The sequence below is a fragment of the Chamaesiphon sp. OTE_8_metabat_110 genome, from assembly GCF_031382685.1.
In the GTDB taxonomy this organism is placed as follows: Bacteria; Cyanobacteriota; Cyanobacteriia; order Cyanobacteriales; family Chamaesiphonaceae; genus Chamaesiphon.
This window is the reverse complement of record NZ_JANMZA010000414.1, coordinates 1-2,389: the sequence shown is the minus strand read 5'-3', so window position 1 is coordinate 2,389 and position 2,389 is coordinate 1. Positions and strand designations below refer to the sequence as shown.

The window sequence follows — 2,389 nt, the reverse complement described above, 5'->3', positions numbered from 1 at the left end:
CACGAAAAAATTCGATTGCTAGTCGCGATCGCGGGCATTAGTTTCGCGGATATTCTGATGTTTATGCAGCTAGGATTTCGCGATGCGCTGTTCGATAGTGCCGTTAAATTTCATGCCAACGTCAATGGCGATGTTTTTCTCGTCAGTCCTCAATCGACGGCGTTGATTGCCATGAAATCCTTTCCTCGCAGACGACTTTATCAATCCCTCGCTTTTAAAGATGTCGAATCAGTTACCCCCATTTATCTGGGCTTTGGCATCTGGAAAAACCCGGTCGAAAAAAATACTCGCCAGATCATGATTATTGGCTTCAATCCAGCCGATAAACAACTTTTTCAACTACCCGGCGTGAGTGAAAATCTGGCGAAAATGCAATTGCCAGATACCTATTTATTCGACGAAAAATCTCGCGAACAATTTGGCCCCATTCCGAAAATATTTAATGCTGGCGAAAAAGTCCAAACCGAAATAGATGGCCGGAGAGTTGATGTGGGTGGTTTATTTACACTCGGTGCATCTTTTGGTGCCGATGGTAACTTAATGACTAGCGATACCAACTTCGCCCGGATGTTCAAAAGTCGCGAACGTGGGTTGATTGATGTAGGTGTAATCAAACTCAAACCGGGTGCAGATGTACCTGCCGCAGTTGCCGCGATCGATGCCTACCTGCCCAACGATGTCAAGGTAATGTCCAAAGAACAATTTATTGACTTTGAGAAAAGTTATTGGCAAAGTGGTACTTCAATCGGGTTTATTTTTACACTTGGTACCGTGATGGGATTCATCGTCGGAATTGTAATTGTTTATCAGATTTTGTATACCGATGTTGCCGATCATTTATCTGAATATGCCACTCTCAAAGCGATGGGTTATACGGATTTTTATCTACTCACTGTCGTTTTTCAAGAAGCAATTATTCTGTCGATCGTCGGCTTTTTCCCCGGAATGTTAGCCGCTGTCGGACTTTATACAGTGACGCGCAATGCCACTAGTTTACCGTTATTAATGACTGTCGCTCGTGCTACAACCGTCCTGATTCTGACGATGATTATGTGTACTATTTCAGGCGCGATCGCGGTTCGCAAACTGCGGGCAGCAGATCCAGCGGATATGTTCTAATGCCATTATAATATCTACTACTGCATCCTCATTCGCCCCGATCGATCTTCAATAACTAATGATTCAGCTCCATACCCAACCATTACAAGCGCAACAATGGCTGGAACGGTATCGGGGGCAATTGCCAGTATTTGCCTGCGTATTGGGATTTACAGCGACATGTTTGATTCCGGGGATTTCGGCAGCGGGGAAGACACCTGAAGATCGCCAGTATACCGCGATCGCCGATGCTGAATTTTTGGTTAATGGCGTGCGCACTCAGCCTAAATATCCTTTGCCGCCCTTGATTGCTGGGGCATCGCCAGTGTATATCTCTAGAGCGATCGCTGCCGCCTTAGATATTCCTGTCTATCTCTTCGATGCTGGTTTACCCACACCGCCGAGTGTTGCCCATATCGATCTGGGCGGGTTGCCAGCAGCTTGTCTGACTACAGGCACAGCATTACCACTAGCGACTGTCCGCAAGCTCTATCAACAAGGGCTGCTCTGGGGTGAAAAATTAGCGGCGATCGCGGGTGCCGCTAGCTATCTGATTATAGGTGAGTGCGTCGTCGGGGGCACGACGACGGCATTAAGTCTCCTGGAAGGTTTGGGTATCGATGCGATCGGTAAAGTTAATAGCTCCCACCCCGTTTGCAATCATCAGCAAAAAGCAGAAATTGTCGCTCGCGGATTGGCGGGTTTAAAGTTGCCGCTTTCGCCTTGGGAACTAGTCGCAGCCATCGGCGATCCGATGCAAATTGCCGTTGCTGGTATGGCGATCGCGGCGAGTCGCAGTTGTGGCGTTTTACTCGCTGGAGGCACGCAAATGTTGGCTGTAGCCGCTCTAATTCAAGCGATCGGGATCGACCTCGATTTGGAGATTAACACCAGCGGGATCGTCGTCGGGACGACTGATTGGGTGGCGAACGATCGCTCTGGCGATACTGTCGCATTAGCGCGATTGATTCCCCAGATCCCACTGCTCTCCACTAAACTCAGTTTTGCCAACTCCCACTATCCCCAACTCCAGGTTTACCAGCAGGGATTTGTCAAAGAAGGAGTCGGTGCTGGCGGACTGGCGATCGCCGCTAGTCTCGATCGAGATTGGGGACAGGTACAAATGCTAGACTCGATCGAGCAATTATTAGCCGCCAGTCTAGCAGTGACGCAGTAAGCAAAAGTTATTCACTACATTAGGCTTTAGGCTTTAGGCGAAAACAATACTAAAAAAGATTGTATTGTTACCTTCGCAGGAGGTCTATTAATTACCTTTACCCTTTACCCTTTA

The 2,389-nt window shown here is 48.0% G+C and carries 2 protein-coding genes; both read left to right on the top strand.

Annotation, left to right across the window (positions count from 1 at the left end):
• Window positions 1-1,119, top strand: a 1,119-nt coding sequence (gene devC, locus RMO52_RS15220; protein ID WP_310415748.1) for an ABC transporter permease DevC, incomplete at its 5' end; no start/stop codon positions are given.
• A gap of 58 nt (window positions 1,120-1,177) precedes the next feature.
• Window positions 1,178-2,275, top strand: coding sequence for a nicotinate mononucleotide-dependent phosphoribosyltransferase CobT (gene cobT / locus RMO52_RS15215; protein ID WP_310415744.1), 1,098 nt, complete (start codon window positions 1,178-1,180; stop codon window positions 2,273-2,275).
• Window positions 2,276-2,389 lie beyond the last annotated feature (114 nt).

What these genes read in the sequence shown, in the direction of transcription:
- cobT (WP_310415744.1), top strand. Translation starts at nt 1,178, where the DNA reads ATGATTCAGCTCCATACCCAACCATTACAAGCGCAACAATGGCTGGAA.